Origin of the sequence: Micromonospora palythoicola (assembly GCF_036689795.1) — a bacterium.
Lineage (GTDB): Bacteria > Actinomycetota > Actinomycetes > Mycobacteriales > Micromonosporaceae > Micromonospora > Micromonospora palythoicola.
In genome coordinates this window covers 34,481-48,958 of sequence record NZ_JBAGKI010000005.1, presented here as the reverse complement: position 1 = coordinate 48,958, position 14,478 = coordinate 34,481, and the positions used below count along the sequence as shown (strand labels likewise).

Here is a 14,478-nt window from a genome sequence, read left to right as displayed (position 1 = left end):
GATCGTGACCGCAGCGGCCACCCCGGCATCCTCGCCCGCGACCGCGGGCGAGCGACCCGGCGTACGCATGGCCCGGTCCCGCCGCAACGCCGAGTTGTCGCTGCTGCTGCTGGCGATGGCGCTGGTGGCCGCGTACGGGGCGATGGTCGAGGCGAAGGTGCTCGACACGGTCACCACGGGCTTCTGGGTGCCGGCCGCCACGCTCACCGCGGTCTTCCTCGGCATGCACCTGGTGATCCGGTTCCTCGCGCCCTTCGCCGATCCGGCGCTGCTGCCGGCGGTGGCCCTGCTCAACGGGCTGGGCGTCGGGTTCCTGCGCCGGCTCGACCTCGCCAAGGCGGCCCCCGAGGAGCGGGCGGACCTGGCCATCTTCGCCGGGACCGGCGGTCGCCAGCTCGCCTGGACCCTGATCTCGGTGGTCCTCGCCGCCGGCCTGCTGGCGCTGATGCGTGACCATCGGTCGATCTCCCGGTACGCGTACACCCTGGGGCTGGCGGGCATCGTGCTGGTCATGCTGCCGGCGGTGCTGCCGGCCAGCATCTCCGAGATCAACGGCGCGAAGCTCTGGGTACGCATCGGCAGCTTCTCGATCCAGCCCGGTGAGTTCGCCAAGCTCGCCCTGCTCGTCTTCTTCGCCTACTACCTGGTGCGCAAGCGCGAGGTGCTGTCGCTGGCGAGCCACCGGTTCCTCGGCATCGACTTCCCGCGCGGGCGCGACCTCGGCCCGGTGCTCGTGGTCTGGGTGATCAGCCTGCTGGTCCTCGTCTTCGAGAAGGACCTGGGCACCTCACTGCTCTACTTCGGCATGTTCGTGGCCACGGTCTACATCGCCACCGAGCGGGTCAGCTGGCTGCTCATCGGCCTGGTCCTCTTCTTCGGCGGCGCCTACCTCGCGTACGTGCTCGGCGAGGCGGTGGGCGGCCCGTTCGCGAACTTCTACCTGCGGGCACAGATCTGGCTCGACCCGTTCGCCCAGCCGTACGACGACGGTTACCAACTGGTGCAGGGGCTGCTCGCGCTCGGCTCCGGCGGGTTGTTCGGCGCCGGGCCGGGCGGTGGTCAGCCGCTGCTGCTGCCGGAGGTGCAGAACGACTTCATCTTCGCCGGCATCGGTGAGGAGATCGGCCTCTTCGGTCTCTCCGCGCTACTGGTGATCTACCTGCTCATCGTCGAGCGGGGTCTGCGGGCCGCCCTGGCGGTCCGGGACTCGTTCGGCAAGCTGCTCGCCGGTGGCCTCGCCTTCACCCTCGCGCTCCAGGTCTTCGTGATCGTCGGCGGGATCAGCAAGCTCATCCCGCTGACCGGTCAGACCACCCCGTTCCTCTCCGCCGGTGGCTCCTCGCTGATGGCGAACTGGCTGCTCATCGCGGTGCTGCTGCGCGTCTCCGACGCCGGTCGTCGGCCGGTCGACGGTGCCGGTGGCAAGGTGACCCGCCCCTCCGGGCCGCCCGAGCAGCTGCACGGTGCCCCCACGGAGGTGATCAAGCCGTGAACGCACCGCTGCGTCGGGTCGGCGTCGTCGTCATCGTCCTGTTCGGCCTGCTCTTCGCGAACCTGAACTGGATCCAGGCCTACAAGGCCGACGAGTACCGCACCAGCGACTACAACGGTCGGGTCCAGGTCGCCAAGTACGACCGCAAGCGCGGCAACATCGAGGCCGGTGGCACCGCGCTGGCGGTCAGCAAGGAGACCGACGGTGAGCTGAAGTACCTGCGCACCTACCCGGGCGGCGCGAAGTACGCCCACGTGCTCGGGTACGAGCCGGTCAACGGCGCCGCCACCGGGCTGGAGCGCGCCGAGAACGACTTCCTCGCCGGCACCAGTGACCAGCTCATCGTCAACCGGCTGCGGGACATGGTCACCGGCGACACCACCGCCGGCGGCAACGTGCTGCTGACCCTGTCGAAGCGGGCGCAGGACACCGCGTACGACGAGTTGCGCGGCAACAACAAGGGTGCGACCAAGGGCGCGGCGATCGCCCTCGACCCGGCCACCGGGGCGGTGCAGGCCCTGGTCTCCATTCCCAGCTTCGATCCCAACCCGCTGGCGAGCCACGACACCGACGAGGCGACCGCCGCGTACAACCGGCTCGAACAGGAGGCGGGACGGCCGCTGCGGAACCGGGCGCTCGGCGAGGTGCTGCCGCCGGGCTCCACCTTCAAGATCGTGGTGGCCGCGGCGGCGCTGGAGAACGGGATCACCAAGGAGACGAACATCCCGGCCGGGTCGAGCTACACCCCGCCCACCTCCGGCGAGCCGATCCGCAACGCCGCGCCGTCGATCTGCCCCGAGTCGCAGGTGACCCTGATGAACGCGGTCACCGAATCCTGCAACACCGGCTTCGCCAAGCTCGGTGTCCAGCTCGGTCCCGACGTGCTCAAGGAGAAGGCCCGACAGTTCGGCTTCGAGCAGGAGGATCTGACCGTCGGCCGGCTCGGCGAGGGCGGCCTGAGCGTGGCGGCCAGCCGGACCGGCAGCATGGAGAACCCGGACGGCGGCCCCGACCCGGCGGCGCTGGCGCAGTCCTCCATCGGGCAGCGGGACGTGCGGATGACCCCGTTGCAGGGCGCCATGATCGCTGCCGCGGTGGCCAACGGCGGCAGCCAGATGCGGCCGTACCTGGTGCGTCAGCTGCTGGCACCGGACCGCACCACCGTCTACGACACCGCCAACCCGCGCGAGCTGCGCCGGCCGGTGAGCGGTCAGGTCGCCGCCGACCTGCGGGAGATGATGGTGAGCGTGGTGCAGAACGGCACCGGCCAGAACGCCCGGATCAACGGCTACACGGTCGGCGGCAAGACCGGCACCGCCCAGTCCGCGCCGGACCGCCCGGACCACGGTTGGTTCATCGGCTTCGCCCTCGACTCCGACGGCAAGCCGGTCTCCGCCGTCTGCGTCGTCCTGGAGGAGGCCGGCAGCGGCGGCAGCGCCGAGGCCGCCAGGATCGCCGGACAGATCATGCGGGCCGCCATCGCCGAGCCCGGGGGGCGCTGACATGCTCAGTCCGGGGGTCCAACTCGGCAACCGCTACCGCCTCGACGAGCGGATCGCCAGCGGCGGCATGGGTGACGTCTGGCGCGGCACCGACCAGGTGCTCGGTCGTACGGTGGCGGTCAAGAGCCTGCTCCCGGCGTTGCTGGACGAGCCCGGCTTCGCCGAGCGGTTCCGTGGCGAGGCCCGCACCATGGCCACGATCAACCACCCCGGCGTGGTCGACGTCTACGACTTCGGCAACGACCAGCACATCGCCTTCCTGGTGATGGAGTACGTCGAGGGCGATCCCCTCTCGGCGACGCTGAGTCGGGTCGGCCGGCTCACCCCGGCGCGGACCATGGCGCTCGTCGCCCAGGCCGCGGACGCGCTGCACGCCGCGCACGTGAAGGGCATCGTGCACCGGGACGTGAAGCCCGGCAACCTGCTGGTCCGTCCCAACGGCACGCTGGTGCTCACCGACTTCGGCATCGCCCGGTCGGATCTGGTCGGGCAGCTCACCGCGGCCGGCTCGGTGCTCGGCACCGCGTCGTACATCTCGCCGGAGCAGGCCACCGGCCAGGTCGCCACCCCCGCCTCCGACGTCTACGCGCTCGGCGTGGTCGCCTACCAGTGCCTCGCCGGGCGGCGGCCCTTCGAGGGTGACAATCCCCTCGACATCGCGATGCGGCACGTCCGGGAGACGCCCCGGCCGCTGCCCGCCGACATTCCGCCCCAGGTCCGCGCGCTCGTCGAGCGGGCGTTGGCGAAGGACCCGAAGGATCGTTGGCCGAGCGCCGCGACGCTGGCCGGTGCGGCCCGGCAGTTGAAGACCGCGCTGTCCCGGCAGGCCCGGGCCGGTGGGCAGGCCGCACCGATCTCCGCCGCGCCGGCCTCCCCGGCACCGGGACGCGCGCAGGTTCCGCCGCCGCAGGCACCGCGTCCGGTGGCGGCCCCGCACTCCCCGGCCCCGGCGCACCCGCCGGCCATGGGGCACCGACCGCCGCCGAGCCACCAACCGGCTGCCCCGCACCGTCCCACCGCGGTGGCACCGGCCGCCGCCGGCTACCCGCGTGGGGCGGCCACCGTCCCGCCCGGGTACGCTCCGCAGCCCGGACCGTCACGCCCGGTACCTCGACGGTCACGATCCGGCATGGTCTTCCTGGTCATCATGCTTGGCGCACTGGTCCTCATCTGCTCCGGCGTGATTTCCTACCAACTGCGGAACAACCTCGGCGCGGGCACGCCGGGGGGAGCTTCCGCGCCAACGGTGACGTCCGACGCGCTGCGGCCTGACGGGCGAGACGATCTGGTCGATACGGCGTACCGTCGACTGGATCAGCCCCGACCGGGCAGCGACGTGACGACGACGAGCGAAGGACGACAGACGCGATGACAGCGCAGGCCCGCCTGCTCGGTGGCAGGTACCAGGTCGGCGAGCTGCTCGGGTACGGCGGCATGGCCGAGGTGCATCGTGGCCGTGACCTGCGGCTCGGTCGGGACGTCGCGATCAAGATGCTCCGCGCCGACCTGGCCCGGGACGCCACCTTCCAGATGCGTTTCCGGCGGGAGGCGCAGAACGCCGCCTCGCTCAACCACCCGGCCATCGTGGCCGTTTACGACACCGGTGAGGAGCAGGCGCCGACCGGCGAGACGCTGCCGTTCATCGTGATGGAGTTCGTGAACGGGCGCACGCTGAAGGAGGTGCTCGGCGCCGAGGGCCGGTTGCAGCCTCGGCGGGCGTTGGAGATCTCCGCCGACATCTGCGCCGCACTGGACTTTAGCCACCGGCACGGCATCATCCACCGCGACATCAAGCCGGGCAACGTGATGCTCACCCAGACCGGCCAGGTCAAGGTGATGGACTTCGGCATCGCCCGGGCGCTGGCCAGCGGCGCCACCACGATGACGCAGACCAGCGCGGTCATCGGCACCGCGCAGTACCTCTCCCCGGAACAGGCGCGCGGCGAGGCGGTCGACGCCCGTTCCGATGTGTACGCCGCCGGCTGCGTGCTCTTCGAGCTGCTCTGCGGGCATCCGCCGTTCGTCGGCGACAGCCCGGTGAGCGTGGCGTACCAGCACGTGCGGGAGGCTCCGCCGACCCCGAGCGACCTCAACCCGGACGTCAACCCGGCGGTCGACGCGATCGTGCTCAAGGCGCTGTCGAAGAACCCGTTGAACCGCTACCAGAGCGCCGGGGAGATGCGGGCCGACCTGCTCCGCGCGGCAGCCGGCCGGCCGGTGATGGCGACCCCGGTGATGCGCGAGGACGAGACCGTGGCGATGGCCGCGGCCGGTCACCCGGGTTACCCGACGGGGGGCGCGACGCAGACCCGGCAGATCCCCGCCCGGGTGGGTGATCCGCGTCAGCGCAAGGCGTCGTCCTGGCTGATCGCCACGTTCGCCGCGCTCGGCGTGCTCGCGGTGATCGCCCTGGTCGCCGCCCTGCTGCTGAACCAGCGCGACGAGCCGCAGGACCTGGCGGTGCCGACGGTCACCGGGCTCAGCCAGGCCGAAGCGTTCGCCCAGATCGAGCGGGACGGTTTCGTGCCGGCACGCGGCGAGCCGGAGTTCACCTCGGACTGCAAGGAGGGGACGGTCACCAACCAGTCCCCACCTCCCGGCGAGCGGGCGGAACCGAACAGCACGGTGACCGTACGCATCTGCGGCGGCAAGCCCGAGGTGGAAATCCCGCCCGGCCTCGTCGGCAGCACCCAGGAGGCCGCCGAGACCCAGCTCAAGAACCTCAACCTCGAGGTGAAGATCGAGCAGGACGACAACGCGGCCACCAAGGGTCAGGTGTTGAAGGTCGACCCGCCGTCGGGCGAGAAGGTCGCGGAAGGCACCACGGTCACCCTGACCGTCTCGAGGGGCAACGTGGCGACGGTGCCGTCGGTGGTCGGGCTGCCTCAGGCGGAGGCGGAGCGGACCCTGGAGCGCGCCGGCTTCGACGTCGACGTCGACCTTGGCCCGGAGCGGCCTGCGGATGAGGCCGGGCGGGTGGTCGACCAGAGTCCGAACGCCAACGCCGAGCGCACCAAGGGCAGCACGGTGAAGATCATCGTGTCGGTGCCGGAGCCGGAGGATCCCGATCCGCCGACCCAGACCCCGCCGACCTCCGGTGCCCCCACCACGCCGCCGCCGGACGATGACGACGACGGTGGCGGTGGCGGGCTCCTGCCGTCCTTCGCCCCGTTCCGCCTCGGTCAGGAGTGACGGGGGCGACCCCGCCGGCCGACCGGGTGAGACGTCGGCGACGCCGCCTGCTTCTGCTGGCCGTGCCGGCGCTGGCCGCGCTGCTGGTCGCCAGCCTGCCCTGGCTCTGGACGACCGCCGGGGCGCGCGGCCACGTCCACGCTGCCGCCGAGGCACCGGCCGCCGACGTGGTGATCGTGCTGGGTACCGCCGTGACGGAGGACGGCCGGCAACCGGGCGTCCGGCTCGCCGGTCGGCTGGAGACCGCCGCCGAGCTGGTAGGCAGCGGTAAGGCCCGGGTGGTCCTCGTCTCCGGCGACGGAGCGGGCGGGTCCGGCGACGAACCGGCGATCATGGCCGCCCACCTGAGCGAACGGCTCGGCGTGGATCCGCAGCGCGTCGTCGCCGACCCGCACGGGCTGGACACGTACGACAGCTGCCTGCGGGCCCGTCAGGTTTACGGGATCGAGCGTGCGCTGATCGTCACCCAGTCCTACCACCTGTCCCGGGCGGTGACGCTGTGCCGGCACGTCGGCATCGACGCCGACGGGGTGACCGCCCGCTGCTCGGGCTGCGGCACCGGCCTGCTGGTGCGCAAGGCGGCCCGGGACTACCTCGCCAGCGGCAAGGCGGCCTGGGACGCCGTCCGCGACCGGCCACCGGCCGTCAGCTCACCCGCCGACCCCGCCATCTCCGACGCCCTGGCCCGCTGACCACCCTGCGGCTCCGCCCGACGACACCGGTGACGGTTTCCGGTCGTGACGCTGCCGGAGCACCCACGGCGGTCGCTGCGTCCTTGGCGGTCGCTGCGGGAGCCGGGAGGCTGTCGGCGTGATCTGGCGGACGGTCCGCTCCTGGTCACCAGGGAACCGGCGGGCCGACCGCGAGACCTGATCCTCAGGTGGTGGCGAAGGCGGCCCGGCGACGGGCGTCGACCTCGGCGGCCAGCTCCGGGGCACGTTCCAGCGCCTCCGGGTGACCGCAGGCGGCGAGCCAGTTGGCCAGCATCAGGTGCCCGCCCTCGGTCAGCACCGACTCGGGATGGAACTGGACACCCTCGATCGGCAGCGTGCGGTGCCGCATCGCCATCACGATCCCGGAAGCCGTCCAGCCGGTCACCTCCAGCTCGGCCGGCAGGGTTTCCCGCAGCACGGCGAGCGAGTGGTAGCGGGTCGCCGTGAACGGATCGGGCAGCCCGGCCAGGACGCCGGTGTCGTCGTGCCGGACCTCCGAGGTCTTGCCGTGCAGCAGCTCCGGAGCCCGGGTGACGGTCGCCCCGAACGCCTCGCCGATGGCCTGGTGACCCAGGCACACCCCGAAGATCGGCAGCTCGCCGGCGTACTGGCGGATCACGTCGAGGCAGATGCCGGCCCGGTCGGGCGTGCCCGGGCCCGGGGAGAGCAGGACACCGGCCGCGCCGACCCGGCCGACCTCGGCCACCTCGATCTCGTCGTTGCGGCGCACCTCGCACTCCACGCCGAGCTGGCCGAGGTACTGCACGAGGTTGAAGACGAACGAGTCGTAGTTGTCGATCACCAGGACGCGCATCGGGCTCACTCGTCCTCGTCCGGCGGCGGCGTGTTGTTCCGGTCGGTGTCGTACGGCAGATCGTGCTCGTCGCCCGGTGGGGCATCGTCGACCGCGCCGTCGTCACCGGACCCGACGTCGCCGTCCGGTGCGCCCGGTACGCCGGAGTCCTCCTGGGTGACCTGCACGTCGTCGAAGGGCAGCAGCGGTTCCGCCCAGGGGAACACCACGTACCACAGCAACGCCACCATGGTGGTGGCGAGCAGCAGGCTGCCGACTAGCTTGCCGGGCAGCCCGAAGGGCAGCTTGCGCCAGATCCAGGCGTACATCGTCAGGTCCCCAGCTCCGCCGGGCGTCCCTCGGCCTTCGGCTGGGTACGCGTCAACTCGGCGTGAATGATCAGCCGTTCGTAGTTGTCGAACTTCGGGTTGCAGGTGGTCAAAGTCAGCATCCGCCTGGTCGGCTTCTCGCCCGGCCGACCCGGCACCGGTGCCACCACCTCGACCTGGGTCGGTTTGACGACCAGGCTCTCGGTCACCTGGTAGACGTACCACTCGTTGCGGCCCTCGACCAGAATCGGGTCGCCCTCGCGTAGCTCGTCCAGTCGCCAGAAGGTGGCCCGGTTCCGGTGCCCGGCCACGGAGAAGTTGCCCACCTGGCCCGGCATGGCGCTGTCCGGGTAGTGCCCCGGCGCGTACCGGATGTCCTGCTGGCCGACCCCTTCGACCACGATCCATTCCTTGTCGAACTTCGGAATGTAGAGGCCGGCGATCGGGGTGCCCTGCACCGCCGGTTTCGGCTTGGCGGACGGGCTGGCCGACGCGGACACCGTCGGGTCCGTCACCGGCTCGGGTGCCCACGCCTGGGCCAACTGCTCGCTCAGCTCGCCCTGGTGGGCGTCGACGATCGCCGACTTGCCCCAGATCTCGTAGCCGGCGAAGAGCAGCACCACCAGGCCGAAGGTGATCAGCAGTTCGCCGCTGAACCGGAGACCGGTGCGTACCCGGGACCACAGCGACGGTCGGGTCAGCTCCGAGTAGACGCTCTTGTAGCCCTCACCCGTCTGGTGGGGGCGCAGCTGCACCACCCGGTCGCCACGCCGCGGCTTCGGTGCCTCGGCGGGCTGGTCGGCACCGTCCGACGGTTCCTCGCTCCTGGGCGGACGAGGTACGGCACCCATCAGGGCGGTCGAATCCAGGACCGGCGGAGCGCTCGGCCTGGCGGCGGTGACCGCCGGGATGAGAGCGGTCGCCGCCGGGTCGGCCGACCGGCCCGGCGCGGACGGCTGGCCGGGTGCGGAAGCTTGCCCCGGTGCCGTCGGCTGGCCGGGTGCCGCCGGGCGGGCCTGCTGACCCGAGGTGGAGTTGACCGGACGGTCCGTGGCCGCCGGGCTGCCCGGGACGGCCGCAGTGCCGGGGTGACCGTTCGTCGCCTGAGTCGCCCTGGTCGACTCCGTCCCCCGGCCGGCTGCCGGACCGGCGACGTCGCCGACCTTCGGTATCAGCGCGGTCGGGCCCTCGCCGGACCAGTCACTCTGACCGGGTGCGCGTTCCGGCGACTGCCGTGCCGGCTCGACCCCCGCCGCGCGCCGACTCTCGGCGGACCAGGACGGTACGGCCGGCGGCTGGCCCGGCACCGGGTACGCCGAACCGTTTCCGGCGGACCTGTCCTGGCCGGCCTGCCCGGCATGTGGCGACTGCGGTGCCGACCTGTCCTGACCCGGCTGGCCGGGACGCGGCGGCTGGACCGGGCCGTTGTTGCTCGCCGGTCCGGCGAACGGCGCCTGCGATGCTGGCGCTGCGGCGGCAGGCTGCCCGGACCCGGGGCGTGGTGCCTGCGGTGCCGACGCTGCGGCGCCGGCCTGGCCGGCACCGGGACGCGGCGCGTGCTCACCGTGGGGTGCGCCGAACTGCGGGGTCGGCGTGGCTGGCGACGGCTGTGGTGACGGACCGGTCGGTGGCGTGGCCGGGCGTACGGTGGCGGGGTTCGCGGCCCCGCCAGGCTGCCTCGGCGGCTCACGGTCGGGCCGGGCCGCGCCACCGCTGGGTGGCGTCGGTGCGGTCCCGCCCCGGCTCGGACCGGGCGTTTGGGTGCCGGGCCATGGTGGTGGGGTGCCGGTGACGCCCGGATGACCGGATCCGGCGTGACCGCCGTCCGGGGCTGTTGGGCGGCTGCCGCTCGGTGGCTGCTGTTGCGGGTCGCCCGGGCGCCGGGTGGGCTGGAAGGCGCCGTGCCACGGCGTGGGCCCCACCGGAATGTCCGGCTGACCCGACGGCAGGGGCACGCCATGCCACTGGTCGTTGTCTCCCGCGCTCTGCGGCGGACCGGATGCGCCACGAACCGGACCGGGCACGGAGTCCCACTGGTTGGCCGTGCGGTCGGGATCCGCCGGACGCTGCGCGCCGGGTGCCGGATCCCACTGGTTGGCGCCACGACCGGTGGTCGCGGCGGCGTCCCACTGGTGCGCCGACGGTGCCGGATCCCATCGGCCGGAGCCGGCGGGCGAGGTGGGCTCGGCGGTCCCGTCGAAACGACCGGAGTTGGTCGGCCGCTGGCCGTCCGGCGGTCGACCTCCGGCGGCAGCCTGACCGGTCGGCGGCGGAGCTGCGGTCGGCGGCGGATCGTGCGGTGCCGGGGACGGTCCGGACCGGGTGGGCAGCACCGGGTCGGGCCAGGCGCCCGCCGCCCGGGCGTCGGTGGGCGCGGCCCGGTCGACCTTGGGCAGGAAGGCGGTGGGCTCGTCGGTCTGGTCGCGGTGCCGACCGTCGGACTGCGGGCTCACCGGGGGCTCACTGCGGCACCGCCGGCACCGTCGCCGAACGCAGGGTGGTGGAGTCCTCGAAGGCGGGCACCGTGACGGTGCCAGCGGTCTCCGAGTAGCCGAGTTGGTAGTTGTTGACCGCGTCCCTGAACCACCGGACTCCCTCGGAAGCGGCGAGGGCCTGCCGGAGTGCGGCGGGATCGCCAATTGCTACGATCTTGAAAGGTGGGGAGTACACCCGCCCGTGCAACAGCAGGGTGTTACCCACGCAGCGTACCGCGCTGGTCGCCAGGACGCGCACGTTCATGATTGACATCGCCTCGGCACCACCGGCCCAGAGCGCGTTGACCACCGCCTGCACGTCGCCCTGATGGACGACCAGGTCGTCGTTGGAGGCCCCTTCGGGCAGGTTGCTCAACTGTGGCGCGTCGTTGAGCTCGACGGTCAGACCGGGGCCGGTGAGGGCGGTGAAGCCGGCCTCGGCCCGGTTGGCGTCGGCCCGCTGCTGCTGTTCCCGGATCGGGCCGTCCGAGTTGGCCAGGACGGCCGTCCGGCTCTCCACCTCGCCGCGCAGCGTGGCGGCGCGCTGCTCGTTCGCCGCCACCTGCGCGCGGCGATCCTCGATCAGCTCGGTCAGTTGGGGTCGGCGGTCCTCCCGCAGGGCGGTGCCGCCCGCCGTGGTGGCCGTCGTGGTGAACAGCAGGCCCGCCGCCAGGGCGATCAGCGGCACGCCGACCGACCAGAACGGGCGGCGCTGACGTGGCCGCCGAGGCAGCAACCCGGCGACGAGTCGTCGCAGCGCCTTCTGCCACGACGCTGCGCCGGACGTGTACTCCACGGGCCAGTCCCCCTGCTCTTCCGCTCCGACGCTACCCGGTGCGGGGCGCGGCGCCGGTCGTCCTGCGTCCGTTTTCCGGTGCTGCCCGGTACCGGTCTCACCTCATTCGTGGATCGGACGGGTCTTCCGGACTACGCTAGCTGTCGAACATTATTGGCCATGGACCGTCGCCCTCGCGCCCGGTTGTCAGGCCGGACGAGGTCGTAACCCCTCTGGAGAGCGTCGTGCCCAAGTCTCAGGTCCGCAAGAAGAAGGTGTACACCCCGCCCACGGACGTCCGCCCGACGGCGACGACCGCGGCAACCAACAAGCCCAGCCCGGTGTGGCTGCCGGTTCTGGCGGTGTCGCTGATCGTCTTCGGCATCGGCTGGCTGGTGGTCTACTACCTCTCCGAGCAGGAGTACCCGGTCATGGAGCTGGGGTACTGGAACCTGGCGGTCGGGTTCGGCGCGATGGTCGCCTCCCTGATCGTGCTCTCCCGCTGGCGCTGACCCGCAGCTCGAAGCCGTGACTGCCCGGCACCACCACCGGCGGCCCGCCCGAGCGGCGGTGCCGCCGGCCTCCTAAGGTGTGCCAAGGGCGGCGTGGCCCCGGGTGCGAGATGACTCACGTTACTGCTGGGTAACCTTGCGCGTAGGCTGCACTGCATGACCGAGCGGAGCGAGGTCATCGACCGATCGGGTCGAGGTGCGGCGGCGTTGGGTCGACGACCGCACCGACGCCCCCGGTCGCCGAGCCGTCGACAGGCAGCAGACCGGGAGGCCAACTCGATGGGCAGCGTCCAGATCGTCACCACGATCCTCGCGGCCGCCATCACCGCCGTTGCGGTGTGGCTTGCGGTACGCGCGGTCTCGAAGATGGTGGCCGTCATCCGGCTGGGTCAGCCCGATCCCACCCGTTCCGGTGACAAGATCAGCCGCACCAGGACCATGCTGGCGGAGACCGCCGGGCACACCCGGATGCTCCGCTGGAGCGTGGTGGGCGCGGCGCACTGGTTCGTGATGGTCGGCTTCATCGTGCTGTCGCTGCTGGTGCTCGAGGCGTACTTCGAGGTGGTGTCGCCAACGGGTGGGCTGCCGCTGATCGGCGGTTGGACGCTCTACGGGCTGGTCACCGAGTGGATCGGCATCCTGGGCGTGGTCGGAATCGGCGTCCTGATCGCGATCCGGCTGGCGAACCGGCCGAACCGGGCGGGACGCCGGTCACGGTTCACCGGCTCCACCATGTGGCAGGGCTACTTCGTCGAGGCGGTCGTCCTCGCCGTACTGGTGATGGGTTTTCTGATCCGGGGCTTCAAGGTGGCCACCGACCACTTCGAGTACCCCACCTGGGCCACCCCGCTCAGTCACGCGGTCGGCGCCGCGCTGCCCGGCTGGGAGTCCGGCGTCAGCGTCGCCGCGCTCATCAAGATCTCGATCTCGATGGTCTGGGTCATCGTGATCTCGCTGAACGTGACGATGGGTGTCGCGTGGCACCGTTTCCTCGCCTTCCCCAACATCTTCTTCAAGCGCAGGCCCGGCGCGGCCGGCTCCGGTCTCGGCGCGCTCCGGCCGATGATGAGCGACGGCAAGCCGCTCGACTTCGAGGAGGCGGACCCGGAAAAGGACCAGTTCGGCGTCGCCCAGGTCGAGCAGTTCACCTGGAAGGGGCTGCTGGACTTCAGCACCTGCACCGAGTGCGGTCGCTGCCAGTCACAGTGCCCGGCGTGGAACACCGGAAAGCCGCTGTCGCCGAAGCTGCTGGTGCTCAGCCTGCGTGACCACGCGTACGCCAAGGCGCCCTACCTGCTGGCCGGCGGCGGCAAGGACCTCACCGGTGAGGAGAAGGCCACCGCCGCGCAACTCGCCCACGTCGACGTGCTGGCCCTCGCCGAGGCGGAGAAGCCGCTGATCGGCGACGCCGAGTCCGGCGGGGTCATCGACCCCGACGTGCTCTGGTCCTGCACCACCTGCGGTGCCTGCGTCGAGCAGTGCCCGGTCGACATCGAGCACGTCGACCACATCGTCGACATGCGCCGCTACCAGGTGCTCATCGAGTCCAGCTTCCCCTCCGAGGCCGGCGTGATGCTGCGCAACCTGGAGAACAAGGGCAACCCGTGGGGCGCGCCGCAGAACACCCGGGAGGACTGGACCAAGGGCCTCGACTTCGAGGTGCCCCGGGTCGGTGAGACCGAGGACTTCGAGTACCTGTTCTGGGTGGGCTGTGCCGGTGCGTTCGAGGACCGGGCGAAGAAGACCACCCGGGCCGTCGCGACCCTGCTCAACGAGGCCGGCGTCTCGTTCGCCATCCTCGGCGAGGGGGAGACCTGCTCCGGCGACCCGGCCCGCCGGATCGGCAACGAGTTCGTCTTCCAGATGCTGGCCCAGCAGAACGTCGAAACCCTGAATGAGGCGTTCGAGGGCCGGGAGAAGGCCAAGCGCAAGATCGTCGCAACCTGCCCGCACTGCTTCAACACCCTGGGCAACGAGTACGGCCAGCTGGGCGGCGAGTTCGAGGTGGTGCACCACACCCAGTTGCTGGCCCACCTGGTCGCCACCGGCAAGCTCACCCCGGTGCAGCCGGTCGACGGCGGCGTCACCTACCACGACCCGTGTTACCTGGGCCGGCACAACCGGGTCTTCACTCCGCCGCGCGAGGTGCTCGGCAGCGCGATCGAGGGTGAGCTGACCGAGATGCCGCGTAACAGCGAGCGCTCCTTCTGCTGCGGTGCGGGTGGTGCCCGCATGTGGATGGAGGAGCGCATCGGCAAGCGGATCAACGTGGACCGGGTCGAGGAGGCCATGTCCACCGGGGCGAGGACGGTCGCCGTCGGTTGTCCGTTCTGTTCGACGATGCTCACCGACGGGGTGAACGGCAAGGGTGCCGGAGAACAGGTCGAGGTCATCGACGTGGCCAGCGTACTGCTCCGCTCGGTCAAGCCCGAGCAGGTCGGCGGCGCCGAGGAGACCACGCCGGTGACCGGCTGACCGGCCCGGACGCACCGGGCGGGGCGGCACCCCTATCCAGTGCCGCCCCGCCCGGTTTTGTATTGGCGTACGTGACTATAACGAATCGGCCGACACCCATAGTGTGCGTACCGTCGCGCAAAGGTGAATGAGCCGTTGGTCGCCTTGATTCCCCACCTACCGTTCCCTAATGTGGGGCACCGACCGCCATGGGTCGTCGGATCCCGCCACTTACCTCTCGC

Annotated in this window: 10 protein-coding genes and 1 pseudogene; 7 read left to right on the top strand and 4 right to left on the bottom strand. The window is 71.7% G+C overall.

Annotation, left to right across the window (positions count from 1 at the left end; all coding sequences use genetic code 11):
- Positions 1-4: 4 nt before the first annotated feature.
- The 5 genes from V5O40_RS03635 to V5O40_RS03615 are packed head-to-tail and all read left to right on the top strand — an operon-like array spanning position 5 to position 6,878.
- Complete coding sequence (locus tag V5O40_RS03635) at positions 5-1,492, top strand: FtsW/RodA/SpoVE family cell cycle protein (protein ID WP_332904133.1); 1,488 nt, start codon at positions 5-7, stop codon at positions 1,490-1,492.
- Complete coding sequence (locus tag V5O40_RS03630) at positions 1,489-2,994, top strand: peptidoglycan D,D-transpeptidase FtsI family protein (protein WP_332904132.1); 1,506 nt, start codon at positions 1,489-1,491, stop codon at positions 2,992-2,994. Before V5O40_RS03635 ends, V5O40_RS03630 begins: the two co-directional genes overlap by 4 nt.
- A gap of 1 nt (position 2,995) precedes the next feature.
- The gene (locus V5O40_RS03625; protein ID WP_332904131.1) at positions 2,996-4,366 is read left to right on the top strand and encodes a serine/threonine-protein kinase; all 1,371 of its coding nucleotides are present in this window, start codon (positions 2,996-2,998) and stop codon (positions 4,364-4,366) included.
- Positions 4,363-6,186 carry a Stk1 family PASTA domain-containing Ser/Thr kinase gene (pknB, locus tag V5O40_RS03620; RefSeq protein WP_332904130.1) on the top strand — a complete coding sequence of 608 codons (1,824 nt, stop codon included), beginning with the start codon at positions 4,363-4,365 and terminating at the stop codon, positions 6,184-6,186. The genes V5O40_RS03625 and pknB overlap by 4 nt, the downstream gene beginning before the upstream one ends.
- Positions 6,187-6,212: 26 nt before the next feature.
- Positions 6,213-6,878 (top strand): SanA/YdcF family protein, encoded by a 666-nt coding sequence (locus V5O40_RS03615; protein WP_332904129.1) that lies wholly within the window; start codon positions 6,213-6,215, stop codon positions 6,876-6,878.
- Between the two features lie 184 nt (positions 6,879-7,062).
- Here the strand turns inward: V5O40_RS03615 and V5O40_RS03610 are convergent, their stop codons facing one another.
- The 4 genes and pseudogenes from V5O40_RS03610 to V5O40_RS03595 all read right to left on the bottom strand — a co-directional run bounded on the left by V5O40_RS03610 (position 7,063) and on the right by V5O40_RS03595 (position 11,291).
- Positions 7,063-7,713 carry an aminodeoxychorismate/anthranilate synthase component II gene (locus tag V5O40_RS03610; RefSeq protein ID WP_332904128.1) on the bottom strand — a complete coding sequence of 217 codons (651 nt, stop codon included), beginning with the start codon at positions 7,711-7,713 and terminating at the stop codon, positions 7,063-7,065.
- Positions 7,714-7,718: 5 nt separating this feature from the next.
- Positions 7,719-8,021, bottom strand: a complete 303-nt coding sequence (locus tag V5O40_RS03605) for a hypothetical protein (RefSeq protein ID WP_332904127.1) — start codon at positions 8,019-8,021, stop codon at positions 7,719-7,721.
- A 2-nt stretch (positions 8,022-8,023) separates the two neighbouring features.
- Positions 8,024-9,103: pseudogene (locus tag V5O40_RS27890) on the bottom strand (class E sortase); the annotation flags it as partial.
- 1,378 nt (positions 9,104-10,481) lie between these two features.
- Positions 10,482-11,291, bottom strand: a complete 810-nt coding sequence (locus tag V5O40_RS03595) for a DUF881 domain-containing protein (protein ID WP_332904125.1) — start codon at positions 11,289-11,291, stop codon at positions 10,482-10,484.
- A 224-nt stretch (positions 11,292-11,515) separates the two neighbouring features.
- Here V5O40_RS03595 and V5O40_RS03590 point away from each other — a divergent pair, with 224 nt between their 5' ends.
- Positions 11,516-11,782 (top strand): cell division protein CrgA, encoded by a 267-nt coding sequence (locus V5O40_RS03590; RefSeq protein WP_093409169.1) that lies wholly within the window; start codon positions 11,516-11,518, stop codon positions 11,780-11,782.
- A gap of 279 nt (positions 11,783-12,061) precedes the next feature.
- The gene (locus V5O40_RS03585) at positions 12,062-14,257 is read left to right on the top strand and encodes a (Fe-S)-binding protein (protein WP_332904206.1); all 2,196 of its coding nucleotides are present in this window, start codon (positions 12,062-12,064) and stop codon (positions 14,255-14,257) included.
- Positions 14,258-14,478 lie beyond the last annotated feature (221 nt).

Coding starts and splice junctions, on each gene's coding strand:
- V5O40_RS03610 (WP_332904128.1), bottom strand. CDS start 7,713: ATGCGCGTCCTGGTGATCGACAACTACGACTCGTTCGTCTTCAACCTC.
- pknB (WP_332904130.1), top strand. CDS start 4,363: ATGACAGCGCAGGCCCGCCTGCTCGGTGGCAGGTACCAGGTCGGCGAG.
- V5O40_RS03605 (WP_332904127.1), bottom strand. CDS start 8,021: ATGTACGCCTGGATCTGGCGCAAGCTGCCCTTCGGGCTGCCCGGCAAG.
- V5O40_RS03585 (WP_332904206.1), top strand. CDS start 12,062: ATGGGCAGCGTCCAGATCGTCACCACGATCCTCGCGGCCGCCATCACC.
- V5O40_RS03625 (WP_332904131.1), top strand. CDS start 2,996: ATGCTCAGTCCGGGGGTCCAACTCGGCAACCGCTACCGCCTCGACGAG.